This is a genomic window from Aliiroseovarius pelagivivens, assembly GCF_900302485.1.
Classification (GTDB): domain Bacteria; phylum Pseudomonadota; class Alphaproteobacteria; order Rhodobacterales; family Rhodobacteraceae; genus Aliiroseovarius; species Aliiroseovarius pelagivivens.
This window is the reverse complement of record NZ_OMOI01000001.1, coordinates 1,288,812-1,311,067: the sequence shown is the minus strand read 5'-3', so window position 1 is coordinate 1,311,067 and position 22,256 is coordinate 1,288,812. Positions and strand designations below refer to the sequence as shown.

Annotated in this window: 22 protein-coding genes; 10 read left to right on the top strand and 12 right to left on the bottom strand. The window is 56.5% G+C overall.

Annotation, left to right across the window (positions count from 1 at the left end; genetic code table 11):
- Window positions 1–10: 10 nt before the first annotated feature.
- The 4 genes from pstA to ALP8811_RS06405 form a co-directional block, all read right to left on the bottom strand.
- Window positions 11–1,375 (bottom strand): phosphate ABC transporter permease PstA, encoded by a 1,365-nt coding sequence (gene pstA / locus ALP8811_RS06420; RefSeq protein WP_108856312.1) that lies wholly within the window; start codon window positions 1,373–1,375, stop codon window positions 11–13.
- The gene (gene pstC, locus ALP8811_RS06415) at window positions 1,372–2,838 is read right to left on the bottom strand and encodes a phosphate ABC transporter permease subunit PstC (RefSeq protein ID WP_108856311.1); all 1,467 of its coding nucleotides are present in this window, start codon (window positions 2,836–2,838) and stop codon (window positions 1,372–1,374) included. Before pstC ends, pstA begins: the two co-directional genes overlap by 4 nt.
- A 93-nt stretch (window positions 2,839–2,931) precedes the next feature.
- Window positions 2,932–3,984 carry a substrate-binding domain-containing protein gene (locus tag ALP8811_RS06410; protein ID WP_108856310.1) on the bottom strand — a complete coding sequence of 351 codons (1,053 nt, stop codon included), beginning with the start codon at window positions 3,982–3,984 and terminating at the stop codon, window positions 2,932–2,934.
- A gap of 173 nt (window positions 3,985–4,157) precedes the next feature.
- Window positions 4,158–5,201 (bottom strand): ATP-binding protein, encoded by a 1,044-nt coding sequence (locus ALP8811_RS06405; protein ID WP_108856309.1) that lies wholly within the window; start codon window positions 5,199–5,201, stop codon window positions 4,158–4,160.
- Window positions 5,202–5,416: 215 nt separating this feature from the next.
- Here ALP8811_RS06405 and ALP8811_RS06400 point away from each other — a divergent pair, with 215 nt between their 5' ends.
- Window positions 5,417–5,755: a hypothetical protein gene (locus tag ALP8811_RS06400; protein ID WP_146183996.1), complete on the top strand. Its 339-nt coding sequence runs from the start codon at window positions 5,417–5,419 to the stop codon at window positions 5,753–5,755.
- A 7-nt stretch (window positions 5,756–5,762) separates the two neighbouring features.
- On the opposite strand, the gene ALP8811_RS06395 is transcribed toward ALP8811_RS06400, so the two are convergent.
- A complete protein-coding gene (locus tag ALP8811_RS06395) occupies window positions 5,763–6,878 on the bottom strand; it encodes a DUF6456 domain-containing protein (protein WP_108856307.1) in 1,116 nt (371 codons plus the stop codon).
- Window positions 6,879–7,124: 246 nt separating this feature from the next.
- On the opposite strand from ALP8811_RS06395, the gene ALP8811_RS06390 reads away from it, so the two are divergent.
- Complete coding sequence (locus ALP8811_RS06390) at window positions 7,125–7,418, top strand: DUF6477 family protein (RefSeq protein WP_108856306.1); 294 nt, start codon at window positions 7,125–7,127, stop codon at window positions 7,416–7,418.
- 84 nt (window positions 7,419–7,502) lie between these two features.
- Here the strand turns inward: ALP8811_RS06390 and ALP8811_RS06385 are convergent, their stop codons facing one another.
- Window positions 7,503–9,041, bottom strand: a complete 1,539-nt coding sequence (locus ALP8811_RS06385) for a trimethylamine methyltransferase family protein (protein WP_108856305.1) — start codon at window positions 9,039–9,041, stop codon at window positions 7,503–7,505.
- Window positions 9,042–9,177: 136 nt separating this feature from the next.
- Entirely contained in the window at window positions 9,178–9,879 is a 702-nt protein-coding gene (locus ALP8811_RS06380; RefSeq protein WP_108856304.1) for an MgtC/SapB family protein, read from the bottom strand.
- 180 nt (window positions 9,880–10,059) lie between these two features.
- Here ALP8811_RS06380 and guaA point away from each other — a divergent pair, with 180 nt between their 5' ends.
- From guaA to ALP8811_RS06340, 8 genes are all read left to right on the top strand, one after another.
- On the top strand, window positions 10,060–11,619 hold the full coding sequence (guaA, locus tag ALP8811_RS06375; RefSeq protein WP_108856303.1) for a glutamine-hydrolyzing GMP synthase: 1,560 nt from the start codon (window positions 10,060–10,062) through the stop codon (window positions 11,617–11,619).
- 165 nt (window positions 11,620–11,784) lie between these two features.
- Window positions 11,785–12,078 (top strand): putative quinol monooxygenase, encoded by a 294-nt coding sequence (locus ALP8811_RS06370; RefSeq protein WP_108856302.1) that lies wholly within the window; start codon window positions 11,785–11,787, stop codon window positions 12,076–12,078.
- Window positions 12,075–12,947, top strand: a complete 873-nt coding sequence (locus ALP8811_RS06365; protein WP_245924582.1) for a DMT family transporter — start codon at window positions 12,075–12,077, stop codon at window positions 12,945–12,947. Before ALP8811_RS06370 ends, ALP8811_RS06365 begins: the two co-directional genes overlap by 4 nt.
- Before the next feature lie 198 nt (window positions 12,948–13,145).
- Window positions 13,146–14,228, top strand: coding sequence for a hypothetical protein (locus tag ALP8811_RS06360; protein ID WP_108856301.1), 1,083 nt, complete (start codon window positions 13,146–13,148; stop codon window positions 14,226–14,228).
- Between the two features lie 120 nt (window positions 14,229–14,348).
- The gene (locus ALP8811_RS06355; RefSeq protein ID WP_108856300.1) at window positions 14,349–15,209 is read left to right on the top strand and encodes an ATPase; all 861 of its coding nucleotides are present in this window, start codon (window positions 14,349–14,351) and stop codon (window positions 15,207–15,209) included.
- A 47-nt stretch (window positions 15,210–15,256) separates the two neighbouring features.
- Window positions 15,257–16,195, top strand: coding sequence for a homoserine O-acetyltransferase MetA (gene metA, locus ALP8811_RS06350; RefSeq protein ID WP_108856299.1), 939 nt, complete (start codon window positions 15,257–15,259; stop codon window positions 16,193–16,195).
- A gap of 57 nt (window positions 16,196–16,252) precedes the next feature.
- On the top strand, window positions 16,253–17,134 hold the full coding sequence (gene ppk2 / locus ALP8811_RS06345) for a polyphosphate kinase 2 (protein WP_108856298.1): 882 nt from the start codon (window positions 16,253–16,255) through the stop codon (window positions 17,132–17,134).
- Complete coding sequence (locus tag ALP8811_RS06340) at window positions 17,127–17,744, top strand: TetR/AcrR family transcriptional regulator (protein WP_108856297.1); 618 nt, start codon at window positions 17,127–17,129, stop codon at window positions 17,742–17,744. The genes ppk2 and ALP8811_RS06340 overlap by 8 nt, the downstream gene beginning before the upstream one ends.
- Before the next feature lie 110 nt (window positions 17,745–17,854).
- Here ALP8811_RS06340 and ALP8811_RS06335 read toward each other — a convergent pair whose 3' ends face one another.
- From ALP8811_RS06335 to sufC, 5 genes are read right to left on the bottom strand one after another with little or no spacing between them, the layout of a single operon-like run.
- On the bottom strand, window positions 17,855–19,075 hold the full coding sequence (locus ALP8811_RS06335) for a cysteine desulfurase (RefSeq protein ID WP_108856296.1): 1,221 nt from the start codon (window positions 19,073–19,075) through the stop codon (window positions 17,855–17,857).
- A 12-nt stretch (window positions 19,076–19,087) separates the two neighbouring features.
- Window positions 19,088–19,684 carry a YIP1 family protein gene (locus tag ALP8811_RS06330; RefSeq protein ID WP_108856295.1) on the bottom strand — a complete coding sequence of 199 codons (597 nt, stop codon included), beginning with the start codon at window positions 19,682–19,684 and terminating at the stop codon, window positions 19,088–19,090.
- Entirely contained in the window at window positions 19,684–20,187 is a 504-nt protein-coding gene (locus tag ALP8811_RS06325; RefSeq protein ID WP_181363698.1) for a YIP1 family protein, read from the bottom strand. The genes ALP8811_RS06330 and ALP8811_RS06325 overlap by 1 nt, the downstream gene beginning before the upstream one ends.
- Before the next feature lie 17 nt (window positions 20,188–20,204).
- Window positions 20,205–21,494: a Fe-S cluster assembly protein SufD gene (gene sufD / locus ALP8811_RS06320; protein WP_108856294.1), complete on the bottom strand. Its 1,290-nt coding sequence runs from the start codon at window positions 21,492–21,494 to the stop codon at window positions 20,205–20,207.
- Window positions 21,491–22,249, bottom strand: a complete 759-nt coding sequence (gene sufC, locus ALP8811_RS06315; RefSeq protein ID WP_108856293.1) for a Fe-S cluster assembly ATPase SufC — start codon at window positions 22,247–22,249, stop codon at window positions 21,491–21,493. The genes sufD and sufC overlap by 4 nt, the downstream gene beginning before the upstream one ends.
- Between the last annotated feature and the right edge of the window lie 7 nt (window positions 22,250–22,256).

Genomic DNA, 22,256 nt, shown 5'->3' with positions numbered 1-22,256 from the left:
ACAGTCTTTCTTACCAGCGGCGCTCGAAACGGCGGCGCAGAATGATTGCAATGATGTTCATGCTCATCAGGAACACAAGCAGGATGATGATGCCGCCCCACGCGCGCTCATAGTAGGCCGGGTCAGCGCGTTTGGCCCATTCATAGATCTGGGCCGGCATGGCCGAGTTCGGGGACATGAAGCCTTCGATCAACCCGCCGGGATAGTTCGAGGCGATATAGCCCACCATCCCGATCAATAGCAGCGGTGCGGTTTCCCCAAGTGCCTGTGCCAAGCCGATGATGGTGCCGGTCAGAATGCCTGGCATGGCAAGGGGCAGCACGTGATGGAACACAGTTTGCATCTTGGAGGCCCCGACGCCCAATGCGGCCTCGCGGATCGAGGGCGGGACGGATTTCAGCGACGCACGGGTCGAGATGATGATCGTCGGCAGGGTCATCAACGTCAGCACCAGACCACCAACCAGCGGGGCGGATTGCGGCAGATGCGCGAACTGAATGAACACGGCCAAACCAAGGATGCCGAACACAATCGACGGCACGGCGGCAAGGTTCGAGATATTCACCTCGATCAGATCGGTGATCCAGTTTTGCGGCGCGAATTCCTCTAGATAGATCGAAGCAGCAACCCCGATGGGCAGCGCACAAACCAACACCACCAGCATCATATAAAGGCTGCCCAGCATCGAGACACCGATCCCGGCTTGCTCGGGGCGGCTTTCGGACGCGTCCGCGCCAGTGATGAAGCCAAGGTTAAAGCTTTTCGCAACAACGCCCGCGTCTTTCAACTGATCCACCAGATCCAGATGCACCGGCGTTAGGTTCTTGTCGCGGGCCAGACTTTCACGGGTCACGCGACCCTTCAGATAGCCATCCACGCGGGACGAGGCCAGAAGGCGGAACTGCACGGTGTCTCCGATCCGGTCGGGGTTGGCGATCACGAAGCGGCGCAACTCAGCAGCAGCACCCGAGCTGAGCATCTTGCGCAGATCTTTTCCCTTCGCGAAGGGGTTTTCAACACCCGCCTCTTCCAACGCGGTTTTCAGGGCATTTTCGATCAACGGGTTATAGCCAAAGGTCGTGACCTTCTTGATCTTCTCGATGTCCCGTTCGCCGGTCTTGTCCAACTTGCTTTCCAGAAGCGCGACATCCAGTGTGATGAAGCTTTGCTGAAACGCGCCCACACCTTTGAAGAAGATCGACGTGATCAGGACCACAAGGAATACCAACCCCACGGCAATGGCGGCGATGCCATAGGCGCGGAAACGGGTTTCGGCGGCGTTACGTTTCTTGGTGCGCTGATCCAGTTCAAGGATCGAGCTTTTGGCGCGCGGCGTACCCATCTCGGGGCCGCTTTGAAGGCTTGCGTCGCTCATTCGTATTGCTCCCGATATTTGCGCACGATGTAGAGCGCAAGGACGTTAAGACCCAAAGTCAGAAGGAACAGAGTCATGCCAAGGGCGAAGGCCACAAGGGCCTCGGGGCTGGCAAAATCACTGTCACCGGTCAGCTGGCTGACGATCTTGGCGGTCACCGTGGTCATGGCTTCAAACGGGTTCAGGTCCAGACGGGCCGCGGCCCCTGCCCCCATCACCACAATCATGGTTTCACCGATGGCGCGCGAGGCCGCCAGCAGGATCGCCCCCACAATGCCCGGCAGAGCGGCAGGCAGTACCACCTGCCGTACCGTTTCCGATTGCGTCGCACCCAGCCCGTAAGAGCCGTCGCGCATCGCCTGCGGCACCGCATTGATGATGTCATCAGACAGTGATGACACGAAGGGGATCAGCATGATGCCCATCACCAGACCCGCCGTCATCACCGAACGCGCGCCCTGCATCCAACCAAGGCCGTCGGCACCGAAGAAATTTACCAGAAGCGGGCCGACAACGGTCAGGGCAAACAGACCGTAAACAATGGTCGGGATCCCGGCCAGAACCTCCAGCAGCGGTTTGGCGAACGCGCGGGTGGTGCGGCTGGCGTATTCCGACAAGTACACAGCAGCGAACAGGCCGATGGGCACGGCCACCAGCAGCGCCACGATCGAGATATAGATCGTGCCCCACAGAAGCGGCAGAATGCCCAGATGCTCGGACCCGCCGCGGCCTTCCGGCGACCAAGTCAAGCCAAACAGGAAGTCACTGGCGGGGAACATCCCGAAGAATGTGATCGTGTTGAAGATCAGCGATAGAATGATGCCGATGGTGGTCAGGATCGCGATGGACGCAGCAGCGATCAGCAAGGCTTTCACGCCGCTTTCAACCGCGTTTCGGGCACGGAAATCTCCGCGTGTCATCATCATGGCGGCGACAAAGCCCGCCGCTGCGACCACCAGCACCACGATGGTCATGAACAGGTTTCCGCTATCGGTCTTGCCGCGCATCTCTTGCGCCGCGTTCAAGACCGAGGGGTCGACATCGCTGCCAAGGGCCACGCCTACCTCGCCCAGCAAGGCGCGGACATCCGTGGTTTTGGTGTTCAACTGCTCTGCGTCGTCTGCGGACATCACGCCTTGCGCAATAGCCTCGTCCAAGCCGTCGGCCACACGCTTTACGTCGCTCATGATCAGGTTCAACTGACCGGCGTCTTCATAAAGCGCTGCGGGAATATGCGTAGACACCTGCCCGCTGATCAGCATCGGCTGAAGGATGACCCATGCGCCCAACACCAGAACAGCTGGCACAAAGGCCAGCATGGCGACATTGAAACCATAGTAATTTGGAAGCGAGTGAAGCAGACGCCGATCCCCGTGGACCGAGGATATGGCGCGGTTTCGTCCTAGTATGAACCCCATGACGGCCAGAGCCAGGATGATCATGAATAGCCAGAATGCAGACATTGAACGCTCTTGCAGCAGAGATGCAGGTCTTTGCCCCGACCTGTGGATAGGGAGTGGTGGCGCAGGGCAAACACCCTGCGCCGCCGAAGTGTTTTAGTTGGTCAGCACGTCTTCAGCAGCAACCATGGCTTGCGTCGCAGCCAGTTCCGGATCCGCAACCAGACCGTATTCAGCCAGCGGACCATCGGGGCCAGCAATCTCGTCTGCCACGAAGAATTCAGCGAATTCTTTCAGGCCCGGGATCACGCCGATATGCGCTTTTTTGATGTAGAAATACAGCGGACGCGACACCGGGTATTCGCCGGTAGCAATCGATTCAGTCGACGGTACAACGCCCGACATTGTCGCCACGTTCAGCGTGTCGGTGTTGTTTTCATAGAAAGCCAGACCGAAGATGCCGATGCCGTCTTTGTTGGCGTCGATCGAGGCCAGCGTCTCGGTGTAATCTCCGTCGATGTCGACCGATTTGCCATCGGTGCGCACTTTGTAGCACATCTTGGCAGCGGCTTTGCCCTTGGCTTTGTCGTCGTCGCCTTCAGCGACAGCTAGGAACGCGTCGTAAGCGCCGGTGGCTTTACAGCCAGCTTCCATCACCTTCACTTCGAACACTTCACGAGTGCCGTGCTTGGTGCCGGGAATGAAAGCAGCGATGTCAACGGCCGGCAGGTCGGCGTTGAAGTCAGCCCACTGAGCGTGTGCGTTGTCGACCAACTTGCCGTCTACAACAACCTGAGCACCCAGTGCGTTATAGATGTCAGCGGGTTCGAAAGCCGAGAAGTCCGGGCCGTCGATCTGCGAGGCAAATACGATGCCATCGTAACCGATGCGGACTTCGACAATGTCGGCGACGCCTGCTTCGGCACAAGCCTTGATTTCTTTGTCCTTGATGGCGCGCGATGCGTTGGCAATGTCGATGGTGTTCTCGCCGACACCCTCACAGAAGCGCTTCAGACCAGCCGAAGAGCCGCCCGATTCAACAACGGGGGTCGGAAAGTCGAAGTTTTCGCCGAAAGCTTCAGCAACAATCGAAGCATAGGGCAGAACGGTCGAGGAACCAGCAACCTGCACCTGATCACGGGCGGTAGCGGCAGTAGCGGAAACGGCAGCGATCGCCAGGGTTGAGGCGGTCAGTTTCACGAAGGACATGGATAACTCCTGTTTGATCATTGTGACGCCCGTTGGACGTCTTGGCGCTGTCCTAGCGCCGCTGATCAAAGCTTTTGTGAATGTTATGTAACAGCCGTGTGACAATCGCCGATTTTTGCCAGAAAAACGGATAACCTAGGGGAAAATCTCGCCTCGGCACCGCCATCACAAAGTTAAAGATCGTCACGCAACAAAACCGAGAACTTGCTGCCCTGCCCTTCGTCGCTTTCAATCCGCAAGCGCCCGCGATGGCGATTGATGATGTGCTTCACAATCGCCAACCCCAGCCCGGTCCCACCCAATTCGCGCGAGCGGTGGTTGTCGACGCGATAAAACCGTTCGGTCAATCGCGATAGGTGATGCCCCGGAATTCCCGGTCCATCATCTTGAACAGACACGCAAATTGCAGCGCCTTTAAAGGCGGGAAACACCGGCATCCGAAAGACCGAGACCGCTACCTTCCCGTCCTTACGGCCATATTTGATCGCGTTCTCGATCAAGTTTGTGAAAACCTGAGCCAATTGGTCCAGATCGCCTGCAACCAGAACCGGGGGCTCAAGTTCTGTCTCAATGGACACGGAAACGCCCCGGGCATCGGCGGTTTGCGACAACGCATTGCGCACCGAATTCAGCACAGCGCAAAGGTCTACGCTATTGGCAGGACGAATACGCGCCATATCTTCGACCCGACTTAGCGACAGAAGATCGGCGACCAATCGATTCATGCGCTTGCCTTCGGTTGCCATAATGCCCAGAAACCGATCCCGTGCTTCTTCATCATCGCGCGCAGGACCACGCAGTGTTTCGATAAATCCGGTCAGTGCCGTCAGCGGAGTGCGGAGCTCGTGGCTGACATTTGCAACGAAATCAGACCGCATCTGGCCAGCCTCTTCATGCGATTTGACGTCCATGAAGGACAGAAGAACGCCATTTTCACGGGCGTCATCTGTGATGATCCGCCCAAGATGAACTTCGTAGACGACTTCTCGTCCAGCTTCGGTGTGTAGAAAGTCGACTTGGCCGCCAACACCCTCGGTCATGGACTTTTCAATCTGCTCCAAAAGAGATGGCTGGCGTAGCGCAGTCACATAGTGGCGACCGTCGATTTGCATATTCAGCAAGACCCTTGCCTGCTCGTTGGAACGCCGAATACGACTGTCTTCGCCGATGAAGATCGCCGGGATGGGCAATGCATCCAGCATGCTGTGCGCAACCATTGGTCGTCCTACCCCTTTGTCTCGCAGCCGTCGTTTTCAGCCTCGCAAGACATGACGTGCCAATCAATATGGGTCAATTGTTGATTTTGTCTTCTCAGGTTGCATTGTCGCTTCATCATTATTCTTATTGGTGATATTTCTTTGTGACCATCGAATGGCACAGGCTAAGCACGCCCCCCCCCAATCTCTGAACATGATCGAATGAAGAAATAATCGTGCAATCATCACCAAAAACCTTACTTCTGGGAAACACCCGAGACCTCGTCACCGTGGATGATACCTCGGGGCAAGAGATTTTCATGTCATGCAGTGATTTCGAGCAGCTTGACGAAAAGCAACTTGCAGATCTGCGCCTCGATGTTGTCGCATCTCTGTTCGTCTGCGGGACACTGGATTGCCTGGAGATCGGTCAGCGATTGGTCGAGGCCGGGTTTTCGGGCAGGTATTATGTGCTGATACCCGAGCTTCCGGATCCACAGATCATAGTCGACGAAATTACCCAATCCTGCCCAAGTATCGACATTCAGGTCGTCACAAACCCGCTGCTTATCTAGTTGCAAATCAATAGATAAGCTCGTGATCATCGCCCGATTGACCATCATAGTGGCGCGCAAGGTATTTAAGCGCGATCCGAAGCATGTACTTGCCGGACCTGGCCGGCATCAACAACTCGCGCTCAACACATTCCATACCCTTTTCATGACAGCAAACCGCCACAGCCAACTCTGCCAGTTCCGGACCAATCGCCTTTATGGCGGCGGCAAACCTGCGGCGCGCATCCAGTTTTCGATCTGAGCGATGACTGGCAGGATCTACAGACAGGCTGTCCACTCCATCCCGCATCCAAGCTGACCATCCCCCTTGCGTTTCCGAATGCTCAAGCTGACCAAGGGCAAAATCCCGATTTAGGCGTTCCGCTGCCATGACGAGATCTGCGCCAAGATAAGGTTTGTCTTTTTGGCGTTTGCGCGCCAATACCCGGACCGGGCTTTCGGTGCCTGCAGAGCGCGGATTGCGTCGCGCCGATCTTGATCGCCGCTTAGAATGATCGCCAACGGCCTGAACAGCGATCCCACCCTTTCCTGACAAGAAGGCCGTCTGGCTTTCAGAAAATCCTGTCGCACGTGCCTCTTGCTGGGCTAACAATTTGTTGAAAGCCTGACGTCCAGATTGCGTGATTTGATAGCGAACGACACGACCTTTGGCACCGCCCTGGATCCAATCCAATAGCGCCATCAATTCAACCACACTGACGGGGGCTTTTGCGATGGCTGTCGGGTCTTCCTCTGGCCCGGTTTTCAGCACGACCGCCGTTTCAACGCCTTCTGCGACCACAAGGCTTGTATCAGGGGTCGACAACGCTCGAAGCACACGGGTCAGATGCGGTGTCATCGGGTCTTTGTCTGAAGACTGAAACGAGAATGTCGCCCTTTGTTGCGATTGATCACGCAACTCATCCCCCAGGCGCGACAAAAGCGAGTCCACCAAAGGATCATCCCGGCGCGCTTCCGTCTTGCGCACTTGGCGCAGTACAGTTGACGCGTGGACCCCCATATTGCGGGCGATCGCTCGGATGGATTCACCCTCTTCGGTATGTTTCAGATAGGTTTGAACCTCGTTGGGCAACCAGTTCATGATGGACTTGCAGTCGATTTCAGTCCCGAATGAGTTTTGCATTTATGCCCCTCCAGTTTGAAACACCGTGGCGTGTATCGAACCGCTCTCACACGCAACCCCCGGTTGTTTTTGAGCCGAACAGGCCTATCCATTTATGGTTACCCGTTCGTTAACTATGTCATTAGTTATCAACACTAGTTTCTAAAATGATAACAACTGTTAACGCCTGCGTACGGCAGATCTGAACAGCGCAACACCCCCTTAGGTTGAGTCATTATCGCCCTGAATCACAACAGCGAGGCCACAATGACTACAACCATCGACATGCTGAAAACCCTACGCCGTCCCCGCCTTCTGGTTCGCGCTGCGCGGTTTGGCTTGAGCGAGTACAATCGTGACAAGGATCTGAGAAAGCTGATGAAAACGTCTTCGACTCCCTCACCCACCCAAGCGGTAGACGGATTGCTGGTGGCCGAGGCTCAACTGGAACACACGCGCAAATCAGGGGATGCGTCTTATTCCTGCGCGCAACACGTAGAAGTGTTGATCGCGCTTCTTGCTGAACTGCAATTGCTTCCACGAAGCAACCAACAGGCATAGTTCTTCGTTCTCAGCCGACTGCAAAAAAAGGGGGCTCGTTAAGCCCCCTTTCCGGATTGTTAATCAATCTGAATGCTAGACAACTTACGTAAACGCGTCCGGCATCGATGCTTTCTTCTCGGCGATATAGTCCTTCAGACCCTCTGCAATCCCCGGATCCAGCGTCGGTTCCTGATAGTCGGACAGCATCTTCTTGACCTTCTCGGTGGCAAGCGCCTGCGTGTCGCGCGCGCCTTCCTCTTCCCAGGTCTCGTAGGGTTTGTAGTCCAGTAACTCAGAACGCCAGAAAGCCGATTTGAAGTTTTGTTGCGTGTGGTCACAGCCAAGATAATGACCACCCGGCCCTACTTCGCGGATCGCGTCCATGGCTTGCCCATTCACGTCCACTTCGACACCCTTGGCGATGCCATGCAGCACGCCCAGTTGATCGGCATCCATCACGAACTTCTCGAACGACGACACAAGCCCGCCTTCCAGCCAACCGGCCGAGTGCAGCATGAAGTTCACGCCGGACAGAAGGCCAGTGTTCAGGCTGTTTGCGGTTTCATAGGCCGCCTGTGCGTCAGGCAGTTTCGATCCGTTGAACGACCCGGCCGAACGATATGGCAGGCCCAGACGGCGGAACAGCTGCCCCGCCCCATAGGTCACGTTGGCCGCTTCCGGAGTGCCAAAAGTGGGCGCACCCGAGTTCATGTCGATCGAGCTTACAAAGGTCCCGGCAATCACCGGCGCGCCTTTGCGGATCAGCTGGCTGTAGGCCACGCCGGCCAGAACCTCGGCCAGAACCTGCGTCAGCGTACCAGCGACCGATACGGGCGCCATTGCGCCGCCCACGATGAACGGCGAAATGATCGAGGCTTGGTTGTTGGCCGCGAACACTTCCAGTGCCCCCATCATCACATCGTCGAACTGCATCGGCGAGTTGATGTTGATAAGCGAGGTCATCACGGTGTTCTGCTGTACGAAGTCTTTACCGAACAGAATACCGGACATGTCGACACTGTCCTGCGCACGTTCAGGCGCCGTGACCGAACCCATGTAGGGCTTGTCCGACAGGGTCATGTGGGCGTGCAACATGTCCAGGTGACGTTTATTCACCGGTACGTCGGTCGGTTCACACACTGTGCCGCCCGAGTGGTGCAGCCATTTGGACATATAGCCCAGACGCACGAAGTTGCGGAAATCCTCGATCGTGGCATAGCGGCGACCGCCATCAGCGTCGCGTACGAAGGGCGGACCATAGACCGGGGCCAGAACCATGTTCTTGCCACCAATCTCGACACTCCGCTCTGGGTTGCGAGCATGCTGAGTGAAGCTGGACGGGGCTGTCTTGCACAGCTCGCGCGCCAAACCACGCGGAATGCGCACGCGTTCACCGTCTACATCAGCGCCAGCGTCTTTCCAGCGCGCAAGAGCGGCTGGGTTCTCGACGAAGTTAACGCCAATCTCTTCCAGCACGGTTTCCGCGTTGTATTCGATGATCTCCATCGCCTCTTCATTGAGGATTTCGAGATTCGGGATGTTGCGCGTGATGAACTTTGCACATTCAAAATTGACAGCAGTACGTTCAGCGCGACGGGCGGCACCTCCGCCACCACGGCGGCGTGTTCGAGCCTCGGCCATGGGAAACCTCCTATTTGTCCTGTTGCATCTTTGATATGTGACACCGGCGCGTAAAGCTGTCCCCAAACGGCTTTGCAGAGGCAAAAACGACATTCCGACAATTTTGACGTTTTTCACCCGTTGCCGCGTCAGGTTTTTAGTCGTCGTTGGCAGATTCCCACGACAGCGATCGGATGTTGGAATCAAGCATCAACGGAGCCACAGCCGTCTTGATCAGACTGTCGCTGTTGTCTTCCACATTGACCAACACCTCTAGCGTGCTCTCGTCACCGTTTTCTGTCACGTCGATCGACACAAGAGCTAAACCCGGCAGGGCAAGCTTGTGCACAATGGTCGAGCGCACCTTGTTTTCATGCTTAGAACGACAGGTAATCCACAGCCGAAACTCCAAAAGTAATGGCTGGCCCGCACGGGTTTTACGTTTCAGGAATTTCACCAAGGGGCGCAGGCCAAGATTCACAAAAATGATCAATCCGCACATCAACGCAGCAAACCCAACGGCTCCGACACCTGCCATGACGCCGATTGCGGCCGAACACCAAAGAGTCGCTGCCGTGTTCAGACCATGAACGGTAAAGCCATGACGAAAGATGATTCCTGCGCCCAGAAAGCCAATGCCGGATACCACTTGCGCGGCGACACGCGTTGGGCTGACCTCATGCGGGAAAAGGGCAGCAAAGACGACGAATCCCGCCGCGCCAAGCGACACAAGTGCATTGGTCCGCAATCCCGCCATGCGTTGACGTACCTGCCGTTCTGACCCAACCAACGCGCCCAAAATCACCGCCACTGTCAGGTTTATGGCGGCCACGTCCAATGTGATGGCTTCTGGTGTCATGCGCGTTACCTCTTTTTGGAAAGTGTCATGCCTGTGCGGATCTGATGATCAGGCAAATGCGACGGTTTTGACGCCGGAATGATACAAAGGTGCTTATTACGGGTTCTTCTAGGTCGGAAATCTACGTTCACACCCGGCTTGGGGCTTGCGAAAACCCGCCCCCTGCCCTAATCGGTCAACATGACAGATCAGAGCCACGACCGCCTTCTTATCATCGACTTCGGAAGCCAGGTGACGCAGCTGATTGCGCGTCGCCTACGCGAGCTGAACGTCTATTGTGAAATCCACCCCTATCAGAACGTCACGATGGAGTTCGTGCGCGAGATGGCACCCAAAGCGGTGATCTTCTCGGGCGGACCGGACAGCGTGACCCGCGAGGGCAGCCCACGCGCCCCGCAAGAGATTTTCGACTATGGCGTGCCGATTCTGGGCATCTGCTATGGTCAGCAGACAATGATGACCCAATTGGGCGGCAAGGTCGAAAGCGGCCATGGCACCGCTGAGTTTGGCCGCGCCTATGTGACCCAGAAAGGCCAGCTGGATCTGCTGGATGGCTGGTTCGCGGATGGTGACGAGCAGGTCTGGATGAGCCACGGCGACCATGTCTCTGAAATCGCACCGGGTTTTGAGGTCTACGGAACCTCGCCCAACGCACCGTTCGCGATCACTGCGGACACGGAACGCCACTTCTATGCCGTGCAATTCCACCCGGAAGTGCACCACACACCGAACGGCGCCAAGCTGTATGAACAGTTCGTGAAACTGGCCGGCTTCAAAGGCGACTGGACCATGGGTGCCTATCGCGAGGAAGCCATTCGTCAGATCAAGGAACAGGTCGGTGACAAACAAGTCATCTGTGGCCTGTCCGGTGGCGTAGACAGCTCGGTCGCGGCGGTTCTGATCCACGAAGCGATTGGCGATCAGCTGACCTGTGTGTTCGTGGACCACGGCCTTCTGCGCAAAGGTGAGGCCGAAGAGGTCGTCACCATGTTCCGTGACCACTACAACATGCGGCTGATTCACGCGGACGAGCAGGAACTGTTCTTGGGCGAGTTGGACGGTCAATCCGACCCCGAAACCAAGCGCAAGATTATCGGCAAGCTGTTCATCGACGTGTTCCAGAAACATGCCGATACCATCGAGGGCGCCGAGTTCCTTGCCCAAGGCACACTGTATCCGGACGTAATCGAAAGCGTCAGCTTCTCGGGCGGACCTTCGGTGACCATCAAGTCACACCACAACGTGGGTGGCTTGCCTGAAAAGATGGGTCTGAAACTGGTCGAGCCGCTGCGCGAGCTGTTCAAAGACGAAGTACGCGCCTTGGGACGCGAGCTGGGCTTGCCTGCAAGCTTCATTGGGCGCCACCCCTTCCCTGGACCGGGTCTTGCCATCCGTTGCCCGGGCGAGATTACCCGCGCCAAGCTCGACATTCTACGCGAGGCTGACGCGGTCTATATCGACCAGATCCGCAAGCATGGCCTGTATGACGAAATCTGGCAGGCCTTCGTGGCCATCCTGCCCGTGCGCACCGTAGGTGTGATGGGTGACGGACGGACCTATGACTATGCTTGTGCGCTGCGCGCAGTGACCTCGGTCGATGGCATGACGGCAGATTACTATCCGTTCACCCATGAGTTCCTTGGTGAAACCGCGACACGCATCATCAACGAGGTCAAAGGCATCAACCGCGTCACCTATGACGTGACCTCGAAGCCTCCGGGCACGATTGAGTGGGAGTAAGCGCCGACCCGAAGGGGAAAATCAGTCCGGTGGATTGATTTTAGGTGCGAACACCTGAAGGCTTTGCCTGAAGGTCGGAAGCAAAATCACAAATACGCCGTCCATCTGGGCGGCGTTTTCTTTTTCCTCTCGCCAACCTGCACCTTGCTTGCTAGCCCTTGGGGCATGACACAGACACCGAACATCGTTCTGACCGGCCACATCGACGTGCCTGAAGACCGCCTTGAGGCCGTACGCGCCGCTTTGCCAGCACATATAGCGCTGACGCGCGCCGAACCCGGCTGCTTGTCCTTTCTGGTGGTCGAAGATCGCTGTCACCCCGGTCGCTTCAACGTCTCGGAACGTTTTACGGATCGCGCTTCCTTTGACGCCCATCAGGAACGTATGAAAGCATCCAACTGGGCACAAATCACAGCTGGCATCCCGCGCCACTATTCAGTGACCGAGGTCGCTTCGTGACCCCAACCGCCCGCGCCGCAATCTGGATGAGCGGTGCCATTGGGTCATTTTCAGTCATGGCCTTGGCCGGGCGTGCGGTCAGCTTGCAGTTGGATACGTTCGAACTGATGCTGTACCGGTCATTTGTCGGGCTCAGCATCATTCTAGCCGTTCTGACCATGACAGGTCGCTGGCACATGGTCTCGCGCCGGAATCTTGGCCTGCATTTCACCCGCAATCTAGCCCACTTCGCGGGGCAAAATCTGTGGTTCTATGCGCTGACTTTAATTCCCTTGGCACAAGTTTTCGCGTTGGAGTTCACATCGCCGCTTTGGGTCGTGTTTCTGGCCCCCTTTCTGTTGGGTGAACGTCTGACGCTTTCGCAAATCCTTTGCGTTGCCAGCGGCTTTGTCGGAATACTAATCATCACGGCACCAACTCTCTTTGAACCGGCGACCACGACAGGCACATTGGCGGCAGCTCTTTCCGCGATCTGCTTTGCCCTGACGGCCGTCTTTACGCGCAAGTTAACCCGAGATCATTCCACCCTATCGATCCTGTTTTGGCTGACCAGCATGCAGTTGGGTCTCGGCCTTATCTGTTCTGGAGTGGATGGTTCGATTGCTGTACCTCACGGCTTGAACATTCTCTGGCTGTTTGTCATCGGCTGTGCCGGACTGTTGGCCCATACCTGTCTGACACTGGCTTTGTCGCTTGCACCAGCATCTGTCGTTATCCCAATCGACTTCACCCGACTTCCTTTGATCGCTCTGGCCGGAGCAGTTTTCTATGATGAACCCATCGGGATTGCGCTGATCATCGGTGGCGTCATCATCGTTGCAGCGAACATCGTCAGCATCCGATTGTCAGACAACCGACGCTCTGCGTGAACTATCAAACGTATGTAAATGCACATTAAAACAGAGATTGTCGTGTCATATCCACATCGCTGATCAGCCAATTTGCGACCTGACGTCACATGACCTCAGGTAAAGATTGACCAAAGAACACCGCTCCAAATACATTTTTTCGCAATGCTGTCGCCAAGGAGGAGGCGGCCAACACGAAAGAATTCCCTGGGAGAAGACATGAAAAAGCAAACCTTAACGATTGCAGCTGCGTTAACCGCTGCGGCGACATCCGCTCACGCTGGTATTGACCGTTCTGGTCAGGACATCGGCGTGCTATTTGAAGAAGGCAACTACTTCAAATTCAGCTTCGCCAATATCAGCCCGAACATCACCAGCGACGTGACTGGCACCACTCAGTCAGCTGTAGATTTCTCGACCTTCTCGTTTGGCTACAAGCAGCAGTTCAACGAAAACTTGAGCTTCGCTCTGATTTGGGACCAGCCTTACGGCGCAGACATCCAGTATGTCGACGGCCCGGCAGTTGGGGGCTTTGCCTTTATCGACAGCCGTCAGATTACCGGCATCCTGCGCTATGAAATGGGCAACGGTTTCTCGGTTCACGGTGGTGCTTTCTCGCAGAAGATCTCGGGCCGCGTTTTGACGGCATCAGGCCTGCTAGATGCGGACAGCCGAAACGAATGGGGCGGGGTTGCTGGTGTCGCCTATGAGAAGCCAGAAATCGCCCTGCGCGTTGCTCTGACATATTTCAGCGGCATTGATCACGAACTGACCGGCACACATTCCCTGCCGCCCGGCGCACACCCCTTCTTCCCCGCAGGTGTGACCACAGCCGCGACCGGCAGTGTTTCGATGCCAGAAGCCTTTAATCTGGATTTCCAGACCGGCATCGCAAAAGACACCCTGCTTTTTGGTTCGATCCGCCACGCAAAGTACAAAGGTATCTCGCTGGATACGACCAGCACCTTGGGTGATGTGGCTCTTGGTGCGTCAAATGACGTGAACTGGGTTAACTTCGTCGATGATGTCACCAGTTTCGAGCTGGGACTGGGCCGCAAGCTGAACGACAACTGGTCGGTTGCCTTGATGCTGGGATACGAAGCTGGCGCTGATACCGGGACCACCTTCCTGGCCCCGGCTGGCAGCTCGACATCCATTGGCCTTGGTGCGACCTACACCCACGAGAACATCAAGATCTCGGGCGGTGTACGTTATACCAAGTTCAGCGAAAAATCTGTGCTTGGCGTCCCGTTTGAAGGCGACGCTCTGAGCGCCGGCCTGAGCATTGGCATCGGGTTCTGATCCTAAGATCATATGACACGAAAACGCCTCGCCTTACCGCGGGGCGTTTTCTTTTGAAGCTAAGGGTTTGACCCGCCCGTTGCAGCCTATTACCAAAGGCTGAAGCAAACGAGGCCGCAGATGATCTATCAAACCGCTCAGGACTGGCAAAACGCTCCGCATAAACGCGTGCTGTTTTTCGGCATGTCTGGTCTGGGCAAGACGTATTTGTCCAACCTTCTGCGCGACCAAGGCGACTGGTTTCACTATTCGATCGATTATCGCATTGGCACCCGTTACATGGGCGAACATATCGCGGACAACTTTAAAGCCGAAGCGATGAAGGTGCCTTTCCTGCGCGAGCTTCTGATGTCGGATTCGATCCGCATCACATCCAAGATCAGCTTTGAAAATCTGTCCCCCGTCGCGACCTATCTGGGCAAACCCGGCAACGTCGAAAAAGGCGGGCTGCCCATTGATGAATATCGTCGTCGGCAAGAGCAGTTCAAAGCGGCTGAGATTTCGGCCCTGATGGACACCTCTGCCTTCATTGATCGCGCCGAGCGCATCTATGGCTATCCGCATTTCATCTGCGACAGCGGGGGCTCTATCTGTGAATGGATTGACCCTGCACTCGGGGAACATGATCCCATTCTGGCTGAACTCAGCAAACACTGCCTGCTGGTCTGGCTAAGGGGTGACGCAGCGCACACGCAAAAGCTGGTCGAGCGATTTGACCGCGCGCCCAAGCCAATGGCGTATCAGCCAGAGTTCCTTGCGCGTGTTTGGGGTGAATATCTGAACGAATTCAATGTCAAAGAAGATGATATTGATCCTGACGCCTTCATCCGCTGGACCTATGCACAGGCCCTCAATCATCGCCAGCCGCTTTATGAACACATGGCGCGCTATGGCGTGTCCCTCTGCGCCCATGAAGTCGCCCAGATCAAGTCCCCACAGGACTTCGACCGGATGATCTCTGCGGCCATTGACGCGCACTAAACGCGCCCCATCTATACACCCTACCCGAACAATAAAGGACCGGTTCCATGCCCATTAAGATCCCCTCGACCCTCCCAGCCGTAGACGTGCTGAAGGACGAAGGCGTAATGGTCATGCCCGAGGATCAGGCCGCCAAGCAGGACATCCGCCCGATGCGGATCGCGCTTCTGAACCTGATGCCCAAAAAGATCGAGACCGAGACGCAGTTTGCCCGTCTGATCGGATCCCATCCGCTTCAGATTGAACTGACATTGCTGCGTCCATCCGAACATATCTCGAAGAACACGAGCGAAGCCCATATCGGGGCCTTCTATCAGCCGTGGGAAGAGGTGAAGGACCAGAAGTTTGATGGGCTGATCATCACCGGCGCTCCGATCGAGCATCTGCCCTTTGAAGAGGTCACCTATTGGGATGAACTGACCCAGATCCTCGACTGGACCCAAACGAACGTGCACTCCACCTTCGGCGTCTGCTGGGGTGGCATGGCAATGATCTATTACTTCCACAAGGTAAAGAAACACATGCTGGATGCCAAAGCATTCGGGTGTTTCCCCCAGAAAAACTTGGCGCCGGCCTCGCCCTATTTGCGTGGATTTTCCGATAGTTGTGTGGTTCCCGTCAGTCGCTGGACTGAAATGAAGCAAGACGAAGTCAATGCCGCTACCGGGTTGAAAACCCTGCTTGGGTCAGACGATACCGGGCCCTGCCTGATCGAGGACAAGGCTCATCGTGCGCTCTATATCTTCAATCATTTTGAGTATGATGATCTGACCCTGAAGGGCGAATACGACCGCGACGTGGCCAAGGGTGCACCGATCAACGTACCTATGAACTATTACCCTGGTGACGATCCGACGCATACGCCTGAAAACCGCTGGCGTAGCCATGCGCATCTTTTGTATCAGAACTGGATCAGCGAAATGTATATGACCACTCCCTATGACATTTCCGAGATTGGTCAGTCGATCGAGGATCGCCGCGGCTGAGGTGATTGCCAAACCCAACCCGCATGCCCATATTGGTGTGAAATCAGGAGTTTGCGCATGTCACTGCCCTTTGACGGAGCCATTTCAAAGTTTTACCGCGAGGCCGCGCCCAAAGAGGTGCGCGCCGCCATTAAAGGCGCGTCGAAAAAGGACATCCTGTCGGATAGCTATCCCTATGAAAAGCCTATCGACAAAGACGACTATGAGGCCATGCTCGAGGCACTTCAGCTAGAACTTGTGAAGTTTCAAGCTGATGTAAAGGCCACCGGCAAGCGGGTCGTCGTGGTGTTTGAAGGTCGCGATGCTGCGGGAAAAGGTGGCACAATCAAACGCTTACGCGAAAACCTGAACCCTCGTGTTGCACGGGTTGTGGCGCTCTCCAAACCCTCGGACCGCGAGGCGGGAGAATGGTATTTTCAGCGCTATGTCCAACACTTGCCGACCGAAGGCGAGATCGTCCTGTTCGACCGAAGCTGGTACAATCGCGGCGTGGTCGAAAAGGTTTTCGGCTTTTGTGAAGACAAACAGCGCGAGGCGTTCTTCCGGCAACTGCCTGAGTTCGAAGATATGTTGGTCGATGAGGGCATCCATTTCGTAAAAATCTGGCTGAATGTCGGCCGTGCAGAACAGCTACGCCGCTTTCTGGCACGCGAAAAGGATCCCCTGAAGCAATGGAAACTAAGTTGGATCGATGTGGAAGGCTTGAACCGCTGGGATGCCTATTCCGAGGCGATCAAAGAAACTTTCGAGCGCAGCCACCGCGACGTGTCCCCTTGGACCGTCATCCGATCCGACGACAAAAAACGCGCACGTTTGTCTGCCCTAAAAGCCGTCCTGCAAGGGGTCGACTATGCTGGTAAAAATCTGAACGTCGCAAATGCGCCGGATGACAAGATCTGTGGCGGTCCCGAGATCTGGTCTGGGATGAAGAATGCCTAAACGTGGCTATCATCATGGAAATTTGCGTCAGGCCCTGATCGACGCAGCCCTTGCTCTGATCGAAGAGAAAGGACCAACCGGCTTTACCCTATCCGAGGCCGCCAAGCAGGCTGGGGTGACGCCAGCTGCTGTCTATCGTCACTTTGCCGGGCGCGAAGACCTGATCGCCGAAGCCGCGCGACAAGGGTACGAAATTTTCGCCGACCTGATGGAATACGCCTATGACAAAGGCCAACCCTCGGCGCTTGCCAGTTTTGAGGCGACGGGACGCGCCTATCTCGCCTTCGCCCGCAAATATCCGGGCCACTATATCTCGATGTTCGAAAGCGGTATCTCGGTCAATCACTCGCCTGATCTGGCCTTGGTGTCTTCCCGCGCCATGGGCGTGCTTGAAAAAGCCGCTGCAAAACTGACCGAGAACATGCCCGAGGACAAGCGCCCACCAGCCCGCATGGTCAGCGCCCACATCTGGGCCATGAGCCACGGCGTGGTCGAGCTGTTCGGCCGCGGCAGCCCCGGACAGAAAAGCCCGTTTCCCCCCGAAGAGCTTCTGGAAAGCGGGATCGGCATCTATTTACGTGGGCTTGGATTGATCAAGTCGGACGACTAAGTCGCACTCTTACATTTTCTTACCAGAAATATCCTGGGGGAGTCAGAGGCCCTATGGCCTCGGGCGGGGGCAAAGCCCCCTCTAGGCTCACGAAGTGAGCGATCTTCGGTTCAGGCCAACAGCTTGTGGCACAGCTCCAGACCCTCAACCAACCGATCAACTTCCTCGGTCGTGTTGTACAAACCGAAAGATGCTCGTGCTGTCGCGGCCACGCCCAGATGCTCCATCAAAGGCTTCGCGCAGTGATGCCCTGCACGTACGGCAATGCCCTTCTTGTCCAAGATGGTCGAGATGTCATGCGCATGCGCTGCCCCGTCCATCGTGAGCGAGAAGATCGCCGCCTTGCCCGTCGCATGACCCTGTACATTCACCCAGTTCAGCCCCGACAACCGTTCGGTCGCATAGGCAGCCAACGCCGCCTCATGAGCTGCAACATTCTCCATCCCCAGATCCATCAGGTATTCCAACGCCGCGCCCATCCCAATGGTTTGAACGATCCCCGGCGTCCCTGCCTCGAACTTCAAAGGCGGCTTGGCATAGGTCACAGCCTCTTTCGAGACCTCATTGATCATGTCACCGCCGCCCATGAAGGGCTGCATCTCGGCCTGACGATCGGCGCGGATATAGATCGCGCCTGACCCTGATGGGCCATAAAGCTTGTGACCAGTGATCGCGTAGAAATCACAGCCAATATCCTGCACATCCACCGGCATATGCACGGCCCCTTGCGAGCCATCCACCAAAACCGGCACGCCCTTCGCGCGCGCGCCCGTGCAGATCGTTTTCACATCGACCACCGTGCCCAACACGTTTGAACACTGCGTGATCGCAATCAGCTTGGTTCGATCCGTGATCGCGTCCAAAACCTTCTGCGGATCAAGCGACCCGTCCAGTTCCGGGTCGATCCATTTCAGAACAACGCCCTGACGTTCGCGCAGGAAATGCCACGGAACGATGTTGGCGTGATGCTCCATCGTGGACAGGATGATCTCGTCCCCTGCCTGCATCTGCGGCGCCGCCCAGGCATAGGACACAAGGTTGATGCCTTCTGTCGTGCCCGAATTGAAGATGATCTCGTCCTCGGACCCGGCGTTCAGAAACCTTGCCACGATCCCGCGCACAGCTTCGTAACGCTCGGTCGACAGGTTCGACAGGTAATGCAGCCCGCGATGCACGTTCGAATATTCTTCCGCGTAGCCGCGCGTAATCGCGTCGATCACCACCTGCGGCTTCTGCGCCGATGCGCCGTTGTCCAAATAGGTTAACGGCTTGCCGTTCACTTCGCGCGCGAGGATCGGAAATTCACTGCGGATCTTTTCGATATCATACATGGTCAATTCCGATCATTGAGCAGGCAATTGGATGGGTTCGACACCAAGCAGCACCAAGATAAAGGACAGAGCAAACACAGCCAGAACCATGAAAACCAGGATCGAGGTAAAGACGAGCCCAGCCGACTGGAACGCATGATTTTCCACTGTGAAATGGGTCAAAACCCAAAAGAAGATAAAGACCGAGGCAAAGATCAGCAGAGCCGCCATCGCCGGTGCGATCAATGTCAGGATCACGGTCAACACCTGCAAACCCAGAAAGACGAACTCCATCCAGACCACGGTCATAATCGCGTTTTCCAGACTGCCCTGCCCGCCCATCAAGCGACCAATCACATAGATCGCCATGGTGAGCCCGAACATGAACGCTCCCTCGACGACGCCCAATATGATGGGGCTGGACAAGACCGGCCCCATAAGCCGTGCATCAATCGGGAAAATAATGTCGGCCACAACGCTTATACCGGTGGCCAATATGACCATCAGCAGCAGCGCGGTCCACAGGGTTTCGCGGCTCAGACCGAGGTTGAACAGATCACGCGCGACCTTGCGCGGCTCTGGCACGGTCTGAAGCGCCATTCCAAACAGGTATCCGGGTGTAAATTGCATCAATCTGCCTTGCCAGTTTCAATGAGACCACGTTCAGCCTCGCGCAGATTGATAGACCAGAACAGCACAAACACCACAAGAGCCAGAAGTCCGACCAGCGACAATTGGACACCTGGGCCGATAAAGCCAGCCACAAGTCCCCAGAGAAGCCAGATCGGAGCCGCGCAGAGAAGTGCCCAAAACAGCGCGAAACGCGCAGTATATGAGCTTCCTTTGCCGCCAAATATCCGGGCAATGACATGGCTGACCGTCCCCAGCGCATAAAGCACCAAGGGCATGATGAAGAGCCATCCCAACAGGGTCGCCCCCAGCAGCATGTTCAGTTCTTCACCAGTTTCATGTGCCTGACGGGCCAGACGTGGCATTTGGGCGGCGAAGACCAGTGCGCAGGCGAACATCAGAACCGCCAGCGCCCGATCTTCACGCGGGACGTCCCCCACGCGGCGGCGAAACACCGCGCGCGGGTTGCGATAGGACTGAACCATATCATGCAGGACCGACACCAGACGCCCCCCTCAGATCAACCGCGACGACGTGCTAGCCAGGCGTCCAGACGCCCGGTGACATCAGCAGCGATATCTTCGTCCTCGATCTCTTCGATGGCGTCGGCCAAGAACGCCAGCACCAGAAGATCGGTCGCAATCGGCGTCGGAACGCCACGCGAACGCAGATAGAACAGTGCCTCTTCGTCGATCGCACCTGTGGTGGACCCATGCGAACAGATCACGTCATCGGCGTAGATCTCAAGCTCGGGCTTTGCCTGGAAGCTCGCATCGTCATCCAGAAGAAGCGACTGGGACTTCTGATAGCCATCCGTTTTTTGCGCGTCCGGTTTCACAAGGATCTTGCCTTGGAACACACCTTTTGCACCGTTCTTCAGCACTTTCTTGAAGACCTGACGGCTTTCGCAAGCCACAGCATCATGCGTGATGAAAACCGTGTCGTCGTGATGGAATTCGTGTTCAGCCCCGTCACCAAGCGCCGCGCCAGCAATATGGGCCACGGCGTTGTCCCCGATGATATCGATCACGCATTCATTGCGCGTCAGCTTGCCGTTCACCGTCACGGTGAAGCTTTTGAAGGTCGCTTCTGCATCAACCCGCGCGAAGATATGCGTTACGGCCTGACGGTCATGATCACGGCCCTGCGCACGCACATGGTGGAAGGCCGCGCCTTTGGCGACATCCACCTCGAGAACACTCGAGAACCGCGCAGCGGCTGGACCGTTTTCAAGCAACGTCAGCTCGGCCCCGTCTTCCAGCCGAATGACGCTGTGCAAAATCGCATCCGAGTTGGCATCTTCGTGGCGATACACCAGGCTAACAGGACGGCTGACTGCGCCCGTAACCCGGATCACCACCCCGTCGGTGGCCATCGCGGTGTTGTGCACGGCGATGGGGCGCTTGACGGGGGTTTGCCCACAGGTTTCCAGCACACCATACAAATCTTTTGCCCAGTGAATGTCCTTGGCTGCCGCATCCGCGAGGCGCTCGATCTCAAGCCCTTCGCCTTCCAGCGCATCAGATTCCTCGGCACTAAACACACCGTCAACAAACACGACCTTCAGGCGATCAATGTCGCTAAAGAGCGGCTCTTCACCTTCATAATCAAGAACTTCTGCGGTGTCCGCGACGGCGCTGATCAGGCTGTCGGGGCGGGTCCATTTCCAATACTCATCCCGGCGCGTGGGCAGGCCCATCGTAGCCAAACGGCTTGCGGCATCTGCACGTGCATCCGCCAACCAAGCCCCCGAGGCCGGGCGCGCGTCGGCGCTGATCAGAGCTGCCTGCATTTTCACAGCGGTGCTCATGCGTCGATCTCCGCCAGGATATCGGCATAGCCGTTGTGCTCAACTTCCAGTGCCAGCTCGGGACCACCCGATTTCACGATGCGGCCAGCAGCCATGATGTGCACCACGTCAGGTTTGATATGGTCAAGCAGACGCTGATAGTGGGTGATCACAAGGAACGAACGTCCCGCATCGCGCAGCGCATTTACGCCTTCCGACACCAGCTTCATCGCGTCCACGTCCAGACCCGAATCCGTTTCGTCCAAGATGCACATCTTGGGTTCCAGCATCGCCATCTGCAGGATCTCGTTACGCTTCTTCTCACCGCCCGAGAAGCCCACGTTCACGGGGCGTTTCAGCATATCCGCGTCGATTTTCAGATCTTTGGCCTTGGCACGGACAAATTTCAGGAAGTCGGCGGCCGACATCTCGTCTTCGCCACGCGCTTTACGCTGTGCATTCACGGCGGTCCGCAGGAAAGTCATGTTGCCCACGCCGGGGATCTCGACCGGGTATTGGAAGGCCAGAAACAGACCCGCAGCGGCGCGCTCTTCCGGCTCCATTTCCAGCAGTTCTTCGCCGTCCAGCGTCGCATCGCCCTCGGTCACTTCATAGCCGTCGCGACCCGACAATACATACGACAGTGTCGACTTGCCCGAGCCGTTCGGCCCCATGATCGCATGCACTTTGCCGGCAGGCACCTCTAGGTCGACCCCTTTAAGGATCTGCTTGTCTTCTTCTTCAAGTTTGACGTGCAGGTTGTTGATTTTAAGCATTTATTCG